The sequence below is a fragment of the Streptomyces sp. NPDC000941 genome (assembly GCF_053599555.1).
This window is the reverse complement of record NZ_JBSFMM010000133.1, coordinates 1-16,645: the sequence shown is the minus strand read 5'-3', so window position 1 is coordinate 16,645 and position 16,645 is coordinate 1. Positions and strand designations below refer to the sequence as shown.

Below are 16,645 nucleotides of genomic sequence, written 5' to 3'. Positions count from 1 at the left end.
CGGCGCGCATGCGCACCCCGCGGGTCCCCTTCGACATGGTCGACGGGGACCCGCGAGGCGTTTCCGGGCGACCGTAATGCGGTTCGGGCAGGGGTGCCCGGCGCGATAGGGTCGATACCTGCCGCCCGTCTCGGATGACGACCCACCCGCCCGTGACGGCGGCCGACGGACGATCTACCCACGACGAGCAGCAGCAGGGAGCGTGCAACGTGTCCGGTGGAGAGGTGGCCGGGATCCTCGTGGCCGTTTTCTGGGCGATTCTCGTGTCCTTCCTCGCCCTCGCGCTGGTGAGGCTCGCCCAGACGCTCAAGGCCGCGACCAAGCTGGTGGCCGAGGTCACCGAGCAGGCCGTACCGCTGCTCAGCGAGGCGTCCGCGACCGTGCGCTCCGCCAACACCCAGCTCGCCCGCGTGGACTCGATCGCGGCGGATGTGCAGGAGGTCACCTCCAACGCCTCCGCGCTCTCCTCGACCGTCTCCTCGGCCTTCGGCGGGCCGCTGGTGAAGGTCGCCGCCTTCGGCTACGGCGTGCGGCGCGCGATCGGCCGCAAGGGGCAGCAGCACCCGGACGGCGAGACCACGCGCGCCGTCGTCGTCGGCAAGACCCTGCCGTCCGCCCGCCGGGGCGGCCGTCGCAACCGTGCATCGAAGGGCTGAGAGACCGGAATGTTCCGCCGTACGTTCTGGTTCACCACCGGGGTCGCAGCCGGTGTGTGGGCCACCACCAAGGTCAACCGCAAGCTCAATCAGCTGACTCCGGAGAGCCTGGCGGCGCAGGCGGCCGACCGGGCGGTGCTCGCGGGGCGGCGGATCAAGGTGTTCGCGCTCGACGTACGCGACGGCATGGCCGACCGGGAGGCGGCGCTCAAGGACGCCCTGGGCCTGAGCGCGGCGCCCGCGCCCGACCGCAAGCAGCTGCCCGCGCAGCGCGGCCGCGCCGAGCTCACGCAGAATTACTTGTACAACCACCCAAAAGCCGGAAATGAGGACCACTGATGGAGTCGGCTGAAATCCGCCGCCGCTGGCTGCGCTTCTTCGAAGAGCGCGGGCACACCGTCGTGCCTTCGGCGTCGCTCATCGCGGACGACCCGACGCTGCTGCTGGTTCCCGCGGGCATGGTCCCCTTCAAGCCGTATTTCCTCGGCGAGGTGAAGCCGCCCTTCGACCGTGCCGTCAGCGTGCAGAAGTGTGTGCGTACGCCGGACATCGAAGAGGTCGGCAAGACCACCCGCCACGGCACGTTCTTCCAGATGTGCGGCAACTTCTCCTTCGGCGACTACTTCAAAGAAGGCGCCATAAAGCTCGCCTGGGAGCTGCTGACCACCTCCGTCGAGGAGGGTGGCTACGGCTTGGAGCCCGAGAAGCTGTGGATCACCGTCTACAAGGAGGACGACGAGGCCGAGCGGATCTGGCGTGACGTCATCGGCGTCCCCGCCGAGCGCATCCAGCGCCTGGGCATGGGCCCCAACTTCTGGTCCATGGGCGTCCCCGGCCCCTGCGGCCCCTGCTCCGAGATCAACTACGACCGTGGCCCCGAGTTCGGCGTCGAGGGCGGCCCGGCCGTCAACGACGAGCGGTACGTGGAGATCTGGAACCTGGTCTTCATGCAGTACGAGCGGGGCGCGGGCGAGGGCAAGGAGGACTTCCCGATCCTCGGCGACCTGCCCTCCAAGAACATCGACACCGGTCTCGGCCTCGAACGCCTCGCGATGATCCTGCAAGGCGTGCACAACATGTACGAGACCGACAACCTGCGCGCCGTGATCGACAAGGCCACGGAGCTCACCGGCGTCGGCTACGGCGCCGGCCACGACAGCGACGTCTCGCTGCGCGTGGTCGCCGACCATATGCGCACCTCCGTGATGCTCATCGGCGACGGCGTCACCCCCGGCAACGAGGGCCGCGGCTATGTGCTGCGCCGCATCATGCGCCGTGCCATCCGCAATATGCGCATCCTGGGCGCCACCGAGCAGGTCGTGGGCGAGCTCGTCGACGTCGTCCTGAAGACGATGGGCCAGCAGTACCCGGAGCTGCTGACCGACCGCAAGCGCATCGAGACCGTCGCCCTCGCCGAGGAAGCCGCCTTCCTGAAGACGCTGAAGGCCGGCACCAACATCCTCGACACCGCCGTCACCGACACCAAGGCCGCGGGCAGCACGGTACTCGCCGGCGACAAGGCGTTCCTGCTCCACGACACCTGGGGCTTCCCGATCGACCTCACCCTCGAGATGGCCGCCGAACAGGGCCTTTCGGTGGACGAGGACGGCTTCCGCCGCCTGATGAAGGAACAGCGGGAGCGGGCCAAGGCCGACGCCAAGGCCAAGAAGACCGGCCACGCCGACCTGTCCGCCTACCGCCAGGTCGCCGACACCTCCGGCTCGACCGTCTTCACCGGCTACACCGACACCGAGGGCGAGTCCACCGTCGTCGGCCTGCTGGTCGACGGCCTGCCCTCGCCCGCCGCCACCGAGGGCGACGAGGTCGAGGTCGTCCTCGACCGCACCCCGTTCTACGCCGAGGGCGGCGGCCAGCTCGCCGACTCCGGCCGGATCCGGCTGGACTCCGGCGCCGTCGTCGAGGTGCGCGACGTCCAGCAGCCGGTGCCCGGGGTCAGCGTGCACAAGGGCACCGTCCAGGTGGGCGAGGTGACCGTGGGCGCCGGGGCGTACGCCCAGATCGACATCAAGCGCCGGCGCGCCATCGCCCGCGCCCACAGCGCCACCCACCTCACCCACCAGGCGCTGCGCGACGCCCTGGGCCCGACCGCCGCCCAGGCCGGTTCGGAGAACTCGCCCGGCCGCTTCCGCTTCGACTTCGGCTCGCCGGCCGCCGTGCCCGGCGCGGTCCTCACCGACGTAGAGCAGAAGATCAACGAGGTCCTTTCCCGTGAGCTCGATGTCACCGCCGAGGTGATGAGCATGGAGGAGGCCAAGAAGCAGGGCGCCATCGCCGAGTTCGGTGAGAAGTACGGCGACCGGGTGCGCGTGGTGACCATCGGCGACTTCTCCAAGGAGCTGTGCGGTGGCACGCATGTGCACAACACCGCCCAGCTGGGTCTGGTGAAGCTGCTCGGCGAGTCCTCGATCGGCTCAGGCGTGCGCCGGGTCGAGGCCCTGGTCGGCGTGGACGCGTACAACTTCCTCGCCCGCGAGCACACCGTCGTCTCCCAACTCACCGACCTGGTCAAGGGCCGGCCTGAGGAGCTGCCGGAGAAGATCTCCGGGATGCTGGCCAAGCTCAAGGAGGCCGAGAAGGAGATCGAGCGGTTCCGCGCCGAGAAGGTGCTCCAGGCCGCCGCCGGGCTGGCCGCGGGCGCCAAGGACGTACGGGGCGTGGCCCTGGTCACCGGCCAGGTGCCGGACGGCACCGCCGCCGACGACCTGCGCAAGCTGGTGCTGGACGTGCGCGGACGCATTCCTGGCGACCGCCCGGCCGTCGTCGCCCTGTTCTCCGTCGCGAACGGCCGCCCGGTGACCGTCATCGCCACCAACGAGGCCGCCCGCGAGCGTGGCCTCAAGGCCGGTGACCTGGTCCGCGCCGCGGCCAAGGCCCTCGGCGGCGGAGGCGGCGGCAAGCCGGACGTCGCCCAGGGCGGCGGCACCAACCCGGACGCCGTCGACGAGGCCGCGGCCGCCGTCGAGCGGCTTGTCGCGGAAGCCGCCTGACCGCCGTGCGACGCGGCAGGCGCATCGCGATCGACGTCGGGGACGCCCGGATCGGGGTCGCCTCGTGCGACCCCGACGGGATCCTCGCCACCCCGGTGGAGACCGTGCCGGGGCGGGATATCCCGGCCGCCCACAAGCGGCTGGCGGCCGTCGTCGAGGAGTATGAGCCGATCGAGGTGGTGGTCGGCCTTCCCCGCTCGCTCAGCGGGCGGGAGGGGCCGGCCGCGGCCAAGGTGCGCACCTTCGCACGGGAGCTGGCGCGCCGCGTCGCGCCGGTCCCGGTGCGGCTGGTCGACGAGCGTATGACGACTGTCACAGCTGCTCAGGGCCTGCGGGCCTCGGGCGTGACCTCGAAGAAAGGCCGTTCGGTCGTTGACCAGGCGGCTGCCGTCGTCATTCTGCAAAGCGCACTGGAGACCGAGCGTGTCTCCGGGCGTGCACCGGGCGAGGCCGTCGAAGTGGTCATCTGATCGCGATACGGTAACGTTCCGCGCGGCCAGGGCAGCCGTCGCCTGGCGCGTGACGTGTGACATGGGTGACACCTCGGCTGCCGCCGTGCGTCGCTAGGGGTTCGATGACTGACTACGGCCGGGGTACCGGCTCCCAATCGTGGGATCCTGAGGACCCGCTGTACGGGGATCAGGGATGGGGCGGTCACCAGACGGCGACCGGTCACGATCCGTACGCCCAGGAGGCCTACGCACAGGACCCCTACGCCCAGCCCGGCCCCCAGGGCCACGGCGGCTACAGCCAGGACCCCTACGGCCAGGGCGGTCATCAGCAGCAGTATCCCCAGCAGGGGTATGGGAACGACGGCTATGGGCACGAGGGCTACGGCCATGACCCGTATGCGCAGGATCCCTACGGACAGGACCCGTACGCCCACCAGCAGTACCCCCAGGGCTACCCGCAGGAGCCCCAGCAGCCGCAGCAACACCAGCAGCCTCAGCAGCAGCCCCAGTGGGACGGACACGGGCACGACACCGGCGGCTACCCGCAGCAGCCTCACTGGGACGGCTCCCAGGCCCCTCAGCGCCAGGCTCCCCAGCCCCAGGAGCCCGTCGCCGAGCAGGCCGAGCACGACGAACCGGCCGACGACCACCCCTTCTTCCGGGACGGCGACGGCGGAGGCGACATACTCCGCGACGACCGTGCCGACGACGAGTACGACGACGAAGACGCCGACGAGGACGAGGGCCGCGGGCGCCGGAACAAAAAGCCCGCCAAGCGCCGCAGCGGAGTCGCCTGCCTGTTCGTGACCGTGGTGCTGGTCGGCGTCGTCGGCGGAGGCGGCTACTTCGCCTACCAGTTCTGGCAGAGCCGCTTCGGCCCCGCGCCGGACTACTCGGGCGCGGGCAGCGGTGAGGTCGCGGTGGAGATCCCCGAAGAGGCGAGCGTGACCGCCATGGGGAACATCCTCAAGGACAAGGGCGTCGTGAAGAGCACGGACGCGTTCATCGAAGCCGCCGACGCGAACGAGAAGGGCGGCAGCATCCAGCCCGGTTCGTACACGCTGCGCAAGCACATGTCCGCGGCTGAGGCTGTGAAGCTCATGGTCGACCCTGCGAGCAGCAACGGCCTGATCGTCGCGGAGGGCATGCGCAACGCGCAGATCTACGCCGCGATCGACAAGAAGATCGGCCTCAAGGCGGGCACGACCAAAAACGTCGCCCTTAAGGAGGCCAAGAACCTCGGGCTGCCGGACTGGGCCGACGACAACTCCAAGATCAAGGATCCGCTCGAAGGCTTCCTCTACCCCTCCCGCTACAGCGCCGGCAAGGACACCAAACCCGAGGACGTCCTGCGGAAGATGGTCGCCCAGGCGAAGAAGCACTACGCCAACTACGACCTCGAGGGCAAGGCCAAGAAGTTGGGCCTGAAGTCGCCGCTCCAGCTCATCACCGTCGCCAGCCTGGTCCAGGCGGAGGGCGTCACCCACGACGAATTCCGCAAGATGGCCGAGGTGGTCTACAACCGCCTCGAACCGGGCAACACCGAGACCAACGGCAAGCTGGAATTCGACTCGACGTACAACTACATCAAGAACCAGAGCAAGCTCGACATCTCCGTCGCGGAGATCAAGAACTACGACAACCCCTACAACACGTACTTCTACCAGGGGTTGCCGCCCGGCCCGATCGGCAACCCGGGTGACGACGCCCTCAAGGCCTCCATGAACCCCACGGACGAGGGTTGGTACTACTTCGTCGCCATCGACGGAAAGACCTACTTCTCCAAGACCTATGCGGAACACCAGAAGTGGGTCGACAAGTTCAACAAGCAGCGCAAGAACGGCTGAGGACGACAGATGTCGGAAAACCGCAGGGCCGCGGTGCTCGGCTCGCCGATCGCCCACTCCCTGTCCCCGGTGCTGCACCGCGCCGCCTACGAGAAGCTGGGCCTGGCCGGTTGGGCCTACGACCGCCACGAGGTGGACGAGGCCGCGCTGCCCGGCTTCTTCGAACGGCTGGACGCGACGGCCGGTGACCGGCCGTGGGCGGGGCTGTCCCTGACCATGCCGCTCAAGCGCGCGGTCATCCCGCTGCTCGACGAGATCAGCGATACGGCGGCGTCGGTGGAAGCGGTCAACACGGTTGTCTTCACGGATGACGGCCGCCGGGTCGGCGACAACACCGACATCCCCGGCATGGTCGCGGCGCTGCGCGAGCGCGGTGTCGAGCGGGTGGCGGGCGCCGCCGTGCTGGGCGCCGGGGCCACGGCATCCTCGGCCCTGGCCGCCCTGTCCCGCCTCTGCGAGGGCGAGGTCACCGCGTATGTGCGCAGCGAGGCGCGTGCCGCGGAGATGCGGCAGTGGGGCGAGCGGCTGGGGGTGGGGGTCCGTACGGCGGACTGGGACGACGCGGCCGAGGCATTCCGTGCCCCCCTGGTGATCGCCACAACCCCCGCGGGCACCACGGACGAGCTGGCCGCGTCCGTCCCCGACCGCCCCGGTGCCCTCTTCGACGTGCTGTACGACCCGTGGCCGACCCGGCTCGCGGCCGCTTGGGCGGAGCGCGGCGGCGCGGTCGTCAGCGGTCTGGACCTGCTGGTGCACCAGGCGGTGCTCCAGGTCGAGCAGATGACCGGCCGGACCCCGGCCCCCCTGGCCACCATGCGCGAAGCGGGCGAGGCGGCCCTCGCCGGCCGCGTGAGCTGAGTCCCGCCTGGTGGACCGGCGCTCGTAGGGCTGCTCGGACGTGGGAGGATCGGAGGTGGCGGGCCAGGGCCGCGCGCTGCCCGGGCCATGCCGCCGTACGTCGAGGCGCGAGCATGAGGAGCACCGTTGAGCAGGTTGCGCTGGCTGACCGCGGGGGAGTCGCACGGCCCCGCACTCGTGGCGACGCTGGAGGGGCTGCCCGCCGGTGTGCCGATCACCACCGACATGGTGGCGGACGCCCTCGCCCGCCGGCGGCTCGGCTATGGGCGCGGCGCCCGGATGAAGTTCGAGCGCGACGAGGTCACCTTCCTCGGCGGCGTACGGCACGGCCTCACCCTCGGCTCCCCGGTGGCCATCATGGTCGGCAACACCGAGTGGCCCAAGTGGGAGCAGGTCATGGCGGCCGACCCGGTGGACCCGGACGTGCTCGCAGGGCTGGCCCGTAACGCCCCGCTGACCCGGCCCCGCCCGGGCCACGCGGACCTGGCGGGTATGCAGAAGTACGGCTTCGACGAGGCCCGGCCGATCCTGGAGCGGGCCAGCGCCCGCGAGACCGCCGCGCGCGTCGCGCTCGGCACGGTCGCCCGCTCGTACCTGAAGGAGACGGCGGGCATCGAGATCGTCTCCCACGTCGTGGAGCTGGCCGCGGCCAAGGCCCCGTACGGCGTGTACCCGACCCCCGCGGATGTGGCGCGGCTGGACGCCGACCCGGTGCGCTGCCTGGACGCGGACGCGAGCGACGCGATGGTCGCCGAGATCGACCAGGCCCATAAGGACGGCGACACGCTCGGCGGCGTCGTCGAGGTGCTGGCGTACGGCGTGCCGGTGGGCCTGGGCTCGCATGTCCACTGGGACCGGCGGCTCGACGCCCGGCTGGCCGCCGCCCTGATGGGCATCCAGGCCATCAAGGGCGTCGAGGTCGGCGACGGCTTCGGCCTGGCCCGGGTGCCGGGATCCAAGGCGCACGACGAGATCGTGCCGGGCGAGGACGGCATCAGGCGCGCCTCCGGCCGCTCCGGTGGCACCGAGGGCGGGCTGACCACGGGCGAGCTGCTGCGGGTGCGCGCCGCGATGAAGCCGATCGCGACCGTGCCGCGGGCCCTGGCCACGGTGGATGTCACGACGGGCGAGCCGACCCAGGCCCACCACCAGCGCTCGGACGTCTGCGCGGTCCCGGCCGCGGGCATCGTCGCGGAGGCGATGGTGGCGCTGGTCCTCGCGGACGCCGTCGCGGAGAAGTTCGGCGGCGACTCGGTCACCGAGACCCGCCGCAACGTCAAGGGCTTCCTCGACAACCTGGCCATCAAGTGAGCGGCCAGGCGACTGGCCCGGGAGCGAGCGGGCCGGTGATTGTGCTGGTCGGGCCCATGGGCGTGGGGAAGAGCACCGTTGGACGGGTGCTCGCCGAGCGGCTGGGCACCGGCTTCCGGGACACCGACACCGACATCGTCGAGTCGGCAGGCAAGCCGATCTCCGAGATCTTCATCGACGAGGGCGAACCGCACTTCCGCGAGCTGGAGCGGCAGGCCGTGCGCGCCGCGGTCGCCGAGCACCGCGGGGTGCTGGCCCTCGGCGGCGGCGCGATCCTGGACGACTCGACCCGCGCCCTGCTGGCCGATCTGCCGGTCGCCTTCCTGGAGATGGGCGTCGCCGAGGCGGTCAAGCGCACCGGCCTCGACGCGCCGCGCCCGCTGCTCGCCGTCAACCCGCGGCAGCGCTGGCGCGAGCTCATGGAGCAGCGCCGTCCGCTGTACACCGAGGTGGCCCGCGCGGTCGTGTCGACCGAGGGCCGCACCCCCGAGGACGTCGCCGACGCGGTCCTCGACGCACTGGAGTTGAAGGACGCATGAGCACCGACACACCCACCCGTATCCAGGTCGGCGGCACCGCGGGCAGCGAGCCGTACGAGGTCCTGGTCGGCCACCGGCTGCTCGGCGAGCTGCCCGGCCTCATCGGCACAGCGGCCAAGCGCGTCGCCGTGCTGCACCCGGAGGCGCTGGCCGAGACCGGCGACGCCATCCGCCAGGACCTGCTCGGACAGGGCTACGAGGCCATCGCGATCCAGCTGCCCAACGCGGAGGAGGCCAAGACCGCCGAGGTCGCCGCGTACTGCTGGAAGGCGCTCGGCCAGACCGGCTTCACCCGCAGCGATGTGATCATCGGCATCGGCGGCGGCGCCTCCACCGACCTCGCGGGCTTCGTCGCGGCGACCTGGCTGCGCGGGGTGCGCTGGATCGCCGTCCCGACGACCGTGCTCGGCATGGTGGACGCGGCGGTCGGCGGGAAGACCGGTATCAACACCGCCGAGGGCAAGAACCTGGTCGGCGCCTTCCACCCGCCGGCCGGGGTGCTGTGCGACCTGGCCGCGCTCGACTCACTGCCGGTCCACGACTACGTCAGCGGCCTCGCCGAGATCATCAAGGCGGGCTTCATCGCCGACCCGGCGATCCTGGAGCTGATCGAGGCTGACCCGGAGGCGGCCCGCACCCCCGCGGGACCGCACACCGCCGAGCTCATCGAGCGCTCCATCCGAGTGAAGGCCGAGGTCGTCTCCTCCGACCTCAAGGAGGCGGGGCTGCGGGAAATCCTCAACTACGGCCACACCCTCGCCCACGCCATCGAGAAGAACGAGCGCTATAAGTGGCGGCACGGCGCGGCGGTCTCCATCGGCATGGTCTTCGCCGCCGAGCTGGGCCGCCTCGCCGGACGCCTGGACGACGCCACGGCCGACCGGCACCGCGCGGTCCTGGGCTCCGTCGGCCTGCCGCTGACCTACCGCGGCGACCAGTGGCCCCGGCTGCTGGAGACCATGAAGGTCGACAAGAAGTCCCGCGGCGACCTGCTGCGCTTCATCGTCCTCGACGGTCTGGCCAAGCCCGCGGTGCTGGAGGGCCCGGACCCGGCCGTGCTGCTCGCGGCGTACGGAGAGGTGTCCGCGTGACCCGCAGGGTGCTCGTCCTCAACGGTCCCAACCTGGGGCGGCTCGGCAGCCGTGAGCCGGACGTCTACGGCGCGACCTCCTACGCCGGGCTCGTGGAGGAGTGCGGGAAACTCGGCGCCGAGCTGGGCTTCGAGGTGGATGTGCGGGAGACCAACGACGAGGGCGAGATGATCCGCTGGCTGCACGAGGCGGCGGACGGCTCGATCCCGGTCGTCATCAACCCCGGTGCCTTCACGCACTACTCGTACGGTATGCGGGACGCGGCGGCGCAACGCACCGCGCCGCTGGTCGAGGTGCATATCTCCAACCCGCATGCGCGGGAGGAGTTCCGTCACAACTCTGTTATCGCGGCGGTCGCCAGCGGCACCGTCGCCGGGTTCGGAATCGGGTCGTATCGCCTCGCATTGCGTGCTTTGGCCGACGAATTGGCCGGATGACGGCTGTCACTGGGCACACACCGTATTCCCCGGCCGTTCACATAGTGGCGGCCGGGGCAGGTACCGTTCGGTAGAACCGGCTCCACCGCCGCGTCTTCACGCGACAGTTGCCAGTACCAGACCGCCTGCACGAGACGGAGTGCCACCGGATGCAGCACTCAGTGGGAGCTCCGCTGCCACCGCCCCATCAGCCCGGACCGGCCCCCGACGCGGGCGGCGCGGGCTGGGCCCAGGGCACCGGCCACCACCCGGGACCCCACCAGGCCCACCACCCCGGCCCCCACCCGGCCAGCCCGCCCGGCTCCCACCCGACCAGCCCCCCTGGCTCCCACCCGACCCACCCTGCGCCGCCGCCCCCCGTCCCTCCGGCCCCGCTCCATCCGACACCGGCCCCGCCGCCCATGGACCCGTCGGGCGTCACCGGCCATATCCAGCTTCCGCCCGGCGGCCCGGTGCCGCTGCCGCATCCGCCGGCGGGCGGCGCGGCGATGGCCGACGCTTCGCAGGCGGCGGTGGCGGTGCTGCTGATCGGCCCGGCCGGGGCGGGCAAGACGACCGTCGCCCGCCATTGGGCCGACCGCCGGCGGGTGCCGACCGCGCATATCAGCCTGGACGACGTCCGCGAATGGGTCAGGTCCGGTTTCGCCAACCCCCAGTCGGGGTGGAACGAGAACTCCGAGGCGCAGTACCGTCTCGCCCGCCGCACCTGCGGCTTCGCCGCCCGTAACTTTCTGGCCAACGGGATCTCCTGCATCCTGGACGACGCCGTCTTCCCGGACCGCCCGGTCGTGGGCCTCGGCGGCTGGAAGCGCCATGTCGGCCCCGGGCTGCTGCCGGTCGTCGTGCTGCCGGGCCTCGAGATCGTCCTGGAGCGGAACGCGGCCCGGAGCGGCAATCGCCGGCTGAGCGACGAGGAAGTGGCCCGCATCCACGGCCGGATGGCCGGCTGGTACGGCTCGGGCCTGCCGATCATCGACAACTCCACGTACGACGTGGAGACCACGGCCCGCATGCTCGACGAGGTCGTCGCCCGCAGCATCGCCTCCCCGCCCAGCTGGTGAGTGAGTGAGGAAACCTTCACTCGGGGGGACCGCTCGACCGGACGTCGAAGGCTCCACTGCGTAGGGTCTTCAACTGTTGGGCGCTTCGCTTACGGAACGTTGTTGATGCTGCATAGCGGGGTTGGTGTGGATCTGCAGGTAATCTAGCGAACTGTCATGCGATTGTGTGGGGTTCATGCTGGTTGGGACTGTCTGGTGTTGATGCGGTCGTAGGGTCCGTGTTCATGGAGCTTCTTCGTTTGGCGGTGGTCGCGCGCAGGGTGGGTGTGCACCCGGGGACACTGCGGCTGTGGGCGAACGAGGGCAGGGTCCCGGTGGTGTGGGTGGGCCGGGAGCGGCGTTTCTCTATCGAGGCGTTGGACGCGCTGACGGGGGGTGCGGCGTCGGCTGAGCGGCGTGAGGCGCTGTATGTGCGGGTCTCGGGCACCAGTGGGCAGGAGTCGTCGCTGGCCGCGCAGGAGGCGGAGTTGCGGGCGTCGGCTTCGGGCGTGGTGGTCGCGGTGTTCCGGGACCGGGCTTCGGGGCTGCGGGAGTCGCGTCCGGGTCTGGACCGGCTGCTGAAGCGGGCCGCCGCAGGAGAGTTCACCCATGTACGTGTCACTCATCGTGACCGTCTGGCCCGGTTCGGTGCCGCCTGGCTGATCGAGGTGCTGGCTCATCGCGAGGTGGTGGTCGAGGTCCTGCATGCCAAGGGCACGGCCGGGGGCATGGAAGAGCTGCTGGATGACTTCATGTCCCTGGTGGCCACCTTCGCCGGGCGGATGTACGGGCTGCGCTCGCGCGAGGCGCGGCGACGGCTGCTGGCAGAGGCCGAAGGGCGGATCGGTGATCTGGCCTCCGGTACCGGCACCCGGAGCGGAGGTCCGGAGCGCTTCCCTGCTCCCGAAACCGAAGCCGAAGGCGTGTGGGCGGGAGATGGTTGTGGCTAGGTTGATGGCGACGGCGACGTGTACCGCTTTTGGTGCCGTCCTGGAAGACGGCGGGCACAGGGTCGGGCAGCGCCTGCTGTACGAGCGGGTGGGTTTCCTCGGTGTCTTGTGCCGGGATCTGGCAGCTGAGCTGGTCGTGTCCCGGTGGGATGAGGCGTCGCTGGAGGTGCTGGCGGCCGGTGTGGACAAGCGGGGTGAGAGCCTGCCGTCCAAGGGCTGGATGGCCCTGCGCCGCCTGGGTTGGAACACCCCCGCCCCGGCCTCTGCTCCTGCTCCTGCTCCTGCTGAGGGTGCCGGGGTGGGCGGGGCTGTGGGGGTGTATGTGTCGGACCGGGTGCGGCGGGCCGGCCAGGAGCAGGCGGCCCGTACCCTGCGGCTGGCCCTGTACCGCCGGGCCGTCGTCATGGCGCTGCTGGCGACCTGGCCCGCCGACCCGTCCCGGCGCAGCGGGGCGGAGTGGGCCGCGTTGCGCGCGAGGCTGCCTGCGGGGGTGGGTGGGGCGGAGATCCGTAACCGGACCCGGCAGATCCGCGACTTCGCCCGAGCACACGCGGGGCGGCTGCCGTCCGGACTGTGCGAGCTGGAAGAACCCCCGACGGTGACCGCTTTGGTACTGCTGGCGGCGATGGACCGCCAGCAGACCACTCTTGCGCGCCTGGACGAGGTGTGTGCCCGGCTGCGGGTGAAGCTCCCACTGTGCGCCGCGCCCGTCTCCCGGCGGGACTGGGCCTGGCACGTGATCGACCTGCGCCTGCCCGCCACCGTCGAGCCGGACGCGCTGCTGCACGCCCCGACCCTGCGCCCCACCCCGGGCGGCCGTATCGCCATCGACCTGCCCCACTCCCGCTCGGTGGCCACGGCCCCGGCCACCGGGCACACCGTGGCGGTCGGAATCGACTGGGGTGTGAACACCCTGCTGACCGGCGCCGTGGGCCGCCTGACCGGCCCCCAAAGCGCCCGGCGGGTGGTCACCGACGGCCGTCCCCTGATCTTCGACGCCACCACGGTCAGTGCGAAACTCCACCGGCTGCGCACCCACCGCGAACACCTCGCCGCCAAACGCGACCACTACCAAGCGCTCGCGGCCTCCCTCGGCGCCCCACACCGCGCCTGGGGCGTCCTGCTGGACAAGGCGGCGGTGCTGGAGCGCGAGCATGCCCGGGTGTGCGCCCGCATCCGCCACCTGAACGACGCGCTGGCCTGGTCGGCCGCCCGCTGGGCCGTCGACCAGGCAGCCGCACTCGGCGCGTCCGTCATCTACCTCGAAGACCTCGCCACCCTGGAAGCCCGCGGGAGGCGGCGGGGCAACGCCCGGCTGTCCGGCCAGGTGCGCGGCACCGTCGCCGAGGCGATACGGCACCTGGCCGCCAAACAGCACATCACGGTGGTCACCGTCCCGGCCCGGGGTACCTCCAAGCTCTGCCCCCAGTGCCTGGGAGCACTGGGCCACCATCCCGCGCCCGACCGGCTGGGTGAACGCGGCTGGAAGTGGGCCCACTGCACCAGGTGCGGCCTGTCCCTGGACCGCGACCACGCCGCCGCCCGCCGCATCGTCTCCCGCGGCCTCCTCGGCCAGACCCACACCACCACCGACCGCACCACCGGTATCCGTACCATCCGCACCCCAGCCGAGGGCACCGTCACGATGGTGCGCCGCCCGAAGAAGACCACCCGCCGCCTGCGCCGCGCCCGCCGCACGGCCACCCTCCCCGCCCAGCCACGCGGGCCGAAGACCACCCCGGGCAAGACCCGCCCCACCCCCAGCAGACCCGCCTCCGACCGCCGGGCCCGCATCACCGCCCGGACCATGGCCGGTGCCACTGCACAGACTTCCCGCCGTATGCCCGATGTGCGTACGGTCCCCGCCGCCACCCCCACCGGGGTGGTCAAGCGTCCTGCGGGGCATGACACCCAGACCCCGGCCCCACCCGGGCCGGGGCCAGGTCATGGAGTACCCGCCCCACCCCGCCCGGATCATCCTCCGGCCCGGCGGGGGCGGCTCTCCCGCGAAACCTGTCGACGGCGCATCCACGCCGCCGAGCGGGCCGGTTTCCACCACGTGCGCGCCACCGAAGTCCACCCCCTCACACCGAGGTTCGGACCCCGGGCGGCAGCACACGGCCACGCCGCGCCCGAAAAGCCTGAAATCCGCAGGCACACACAGAGTTTCTGAGACGCTCAGGATCATGTCCCAGGCGTACGCGGCCCGACGTGCCCGGCTGCGCGATCAGTGCGCGGCGGCGGGTGGTGAGGCCGCGCTGGTCTCCAGGTCGGCCAATGTGCGCTATCTGTGCGGCGGCGGGGTGCCGCCCGGTGCCGTGCTGCTGCTTGGGCCGGTCCAGGACGTGCTGGTGGCGCCCCTGACGCCGTTCTGGGAGCCGCTGCCCGGTGGTTCGTACCAGCCCGAGGACCTGCGGATTCTCGTGCTGCCCGGTGAGGGCGGGGACCCGGCCGGGGCCGCCGCCGATCTGGCCGCCGCGGACGGCGCCGAGTCGCTGGCCGTCGAGGAGCACCATCTGACGGTCGCCCGCCACCGGGGGCTCGCCGCGGCCGCCCCCCGGCTGCGGCTGGTGGATCTGGGCCGGGCCGTGGAGCAGCTGCGGCTGGTCAAGGACGACGAGGAGATCTCCTGCCTGCGGATCGCCGCCGAGCTCGCCGATCAGGCGCTCGGCGAGCTGCTCGAGTCGATCCTGGTCGGCCGGACCGAGCGGCATCTGGCGCTGGAGCTGGAGCGCCGGCTGGTGGATCACGGCGCGGACGGCCCGGCCTTCCCCACGGTCGTGGCCACCGGGCCGAACTCGGGCCGGGCCGGGCACACACCCACCGACCGGCGGGTCGAGGAGGGCGACTTCCTCACCATCGGTCTGGGCGCCGACTACCGCGGCTACCGCTGCGAGGTGGGGCGCACGTTTGTGATCGGACCGTCTCCCGCCACCTGGCAGGTGGAGCTGTACGACGCGGTCTTCGCGGCGCAGCGGGCCGGGCGGGAGGCGCTGGTACCCGGTGCGGCCTGCCGGGATGTGGACCGCGCGACCCGTCAGGTGCTGGACTCCGCGGGGTTCGGCGAGGGGCTTGCACCGAGGATGGGACACGGCGTGGGCCTGGAAATCGACGAGGACCCTCGGCTCGCACCCTCGGCCATGGGTAAACTGGACGCTTGTGTGCCGGTCACTGTCGAACCGGGGGTCCACCTCCCGGGCCGGGGCGGTGTCCGGATCGACGACACGCTCGTCGTCCGCCCCGAGGCGGACGGCGGACCCGAGCTACTCACCATCACGACCAAGGAGCTGCTGGCGCTCTGACTCTGCGCGTCGCATCTTTGTGGTCCCACCAGCTGTAGTCCAGGAGATCCCGCAACCGTGGCATCCACGAACGACCTCAAGAATGGCCTGGTGCTCAAGCTCGACGGGGGCCAGCTCTGGTCCGTCGTCGAGTTCCAGCACGTCAAGCCCGGCAAGGGCCCTGCTTTCGTCCGCACCAAGCTCAAGAACGTGCTGTCCGGCAAGGTGGTCGACAAGACCTTCAACGCCGGCGTGAAGGTCGAGACGGCAGTTGTCGACAAGCGCGGCATGCAGTTCTCGTACAAGGACGGCGAGAGCTTCGTGTTCATGGACATGGACACCTTCGACCAGATCTACATCAGCCCCGAGGTCGTCGGCGACAACGCCCGATACCTGCTCGAGGGTTTCGAGGCCGTCGTGGCGATGTACGAGGGCAACCCGCTGTACGTCGAGCTGCCGGCCGCCGTCGAGCTGGTGATCGAGTACACCGAGCCCGGCGTCCAGGGCGACCGCTCCACCGGCGGCACCAAGCCCGCCAAGCTCGAGACCGGCTACGAGATCGGCGTCCCGCTCTTCATCACCACCGGTGAGAAGATCAAGGTCGACACCCGTTCCGGTGAGTACCTCGGTCGGGTGAACAGCTAACCGTGGCTGCCCGCAACAAGGCCCGTAAGCGTGCCTTCCAGATCCTTTTCGAGGCCGATCAGCGTGGCACCTCCGTGCAGACGGTCCTCGCGGACTGGATCCGGCACGCCCGGACCGACGACCGGCAGCCGCCGGTCAGCGAATACACGATGCAGCTCGTCGAGGGGTACGCCCAGTACACGGCCCGGATCGACGAGCTGATCTCCACCTATGCGGTGGGCTGGACGCTGGACCGGATGCCGGTCGTCGACCGGAACATTCTGCGGCTCGGCGCCTACGAGCTGGTGTGGGAGGACGAGACTCCGGACGCCGTCGTGATCGACGAGGCGGTGCAGCTCGCCAAGGAGTTCTCCACCGATGACTCACCGGCCTTTGTCAATGGGCTTCTCGGCCGTTTCAAGGAGCTGAAGCCGAGTCTGCGCCGAGGCGAGCAGCAGCCCACCACGGAAGCCTGAGCGCTTCGAGTCCGAGCGCTCGGAGCCTTACGCGTACAAAGCCGCCGGGGGCGGTGGAACCTTTCGGTCCCACCG

At 71.2% G+C, this 16,645-nt stretch carries 16 protein-coding genes; all 16 read left to right on the top strand.

All coding sequences use genetic code 11. The features are described from left to right. Positions 1–209: 209 nt before the first annotated feature. Positions 210–656: a DUF948 domain-containing protein gene (locus ACWDSL_RS33840; RefSeq protein WP_450491775.1), complete on the top strand. Its 447-nt coding sequence runs from the start codon at positions 210–212 to the stop codon at positions 654–656. 9 nt (positions 657–665) lie between these two features. Next, the gene (locus ACWDSL_RS33835; protein ID WP_450491774.1) at positions 666–995 is read left to right on the top strand and encodes a DUF6167 family protein; all 330 of its coding nucleotides are present in this window, start codon (positions 666–668) and stop codon (positions 993–995) included. Further along, positions 995–3,664, top strand: coding sequence for an alanine--tRNA ligase (alaS, locus tag ACWDSL_RS33830; protein WP_450491773.1), 2,670 nt, complete (start codon positions 995–997; stop codon positions 3,662–3,664). The genes ACWDSL_RS33835 and alaS overlap by 1 nt, the downstream gene beginning before the upstream one ends. Beyond that, on the top strand, positions 3,661–4,134 hold the full coding sequence (gene ruvX / locus ACWDSL_RS33825) for a Holliday junction resolvase RuvX (RefSeq protein WP_089510379.1): 474 nt from the start codon (positions 3,661–3,663) through the stop codon (positions 4,132–4,134). The genes alaS and ruvX overlap by 4 nt, the downstream gene beginning before the upstream one ends. Positions 4,135–4,238: 104 nt before the next feature. Then, the gene (mltG, locus tag ACWDSL_RS33820; protein ID WP_450491772.1) at positions 4,239–5,963 is read left to right on the top strand and encodes an endolytic transglycosylase MltG; all 1,725 of its coding nucleotides are present in this window, start codon (positions 4,239–4,241) and stop codon (positions 5,961–5,963) included. 9 nt (positions 5,964–5,972) lie between these two features. Continuing rightward, complete coding sequence (locus tag ACWDSL_RS33815; protein WP_450491771.1) at positions 5,973–6,821, top strand: shikimate dehydrogenase; 849 nt, start codon at positions 5,973–5,975, stop codon at positions 6,819–6,821. Positions 6,822–6,947: 126 nt separating this feature from the next. Continuing rightward, a complete protein-coding gene (aroC, locus tag ACWDSL_RS33810) occupies positions 6,948–8,132 on the top strand; it encodes a chorismate synthase (protein WP_089510376.1) in 1,185 nt (394 codons plus the stop codon). A gap of 35 nt (positions 8,133–8,167) precedes the next feature. Next, positions 8,168–8,671: a shikimate kinase gene (locus ACWDSL_RS33805; protein ID WP_089510375.1), complete on the top strand. Its 504-nt coding sequence runs from the start codon at positions 8,168–8,170 to the stop codon at positions 8,669–8,671. After that, the gene (gene aroB / locus ACWDSL_RS33800) at positions 8,668–9,762 is read left to right on the top strand and encodes a 3-dehydroquinate synthase (protein WP_450491770.1); all 1,095 of its coding nucleotides are present in this window, start codon (positions 8,668–8,670) and stop codon (positions 9,760–9,762) included. Before ACWDSL_RS33805 ends, aroB begins: the two co-directional genes overlap by 4 nt. Next, entirely contained in the window at positions 9,759–10,199 is a 441-nt protein-coding gene (gene aroQ, locus ACWDSL_RS33795; protein ID WP_450491769.1) for a type II 3-dehydroquinate dehydratase, read from the top strand. Before aroB ends, aroQ begins: the two co-directional genes overlap by 4 nt. 149 nt (positions 10,200–10,348) lie before the next feature. Next, a complete protein-coding gene (locus ACWDSL_RS33790) occupies positions 10,349–11,260 on the top strand; it encodes a Pro-rich N-terminal domain-containing protein (protein ID WP_450491768.1) in 912 nt (303 codons plus the stop codon). Positions 11,261–11,484: 224 nt separating this feature from the next. After that, positions 11,485–12,189: an IS607 family transposase gene (locus tag ACWDSL_RS33785; protein ID WP_450491767.1), complete on the top strand. Its 705-nt coding sequence runs from the start codon at positions 11,485–11,487 to the stop codon at positions 12,187–12,189. A gap of 4 nt (positions 12,190–12,193) precedes the next feature. Next, positions 12,194–14,362 carry a zinc ribbon domain-containing protein gene (locus ACWDSL_RS33780; protein ID WP_450491766.1) on the top strand — a complete coding sequence of 723 codons (2,169 nt, stop codon included), beginning with the start codon at positions 12,194–12,196 and terminating at the stop codon, positions 14,360–14,362. A 13-nt stretch (positions 14,363–14,375) separates the two neighbouring features. Then, on the top strand, positions 14,376–15,491 hold the full coding sequence (locus tag ACWDSL_RS33775) for a M24 family metallopeptidase (protein WP_450491765.1): 1,116 nt from the start codon (positions 14,376–14,378) through the stop codon (positions 15,489–15,491). A 57-nt stretch (positions 15,492–15,548) separates the two neighbouring features. Continuing rightward, entirely contained in the window at positions 15,549–16,115 is a 567-nt protein-coding gene (gene efp, locus ACWDSL_RS33770; protein ID WP_014174967.1) for an elongation factor P, read from the top strand. Between the two features lie 2 nt (positions 16,116–16,117). Beyond that, positions 16,118–16,570: a transcription antitermination factor NusB gene (nusB, locus tag ACWDSL_RS33765; protein WP_014174966.1), complete on the top strand. Its 453-nt coding sequence runs from the start codon at positions 16,118–16,120 to the stop codon at positions 16,568–16,570. The last annotated feature ends 75 nt before the right edge of the window (positions 16,571–16,645 follow it).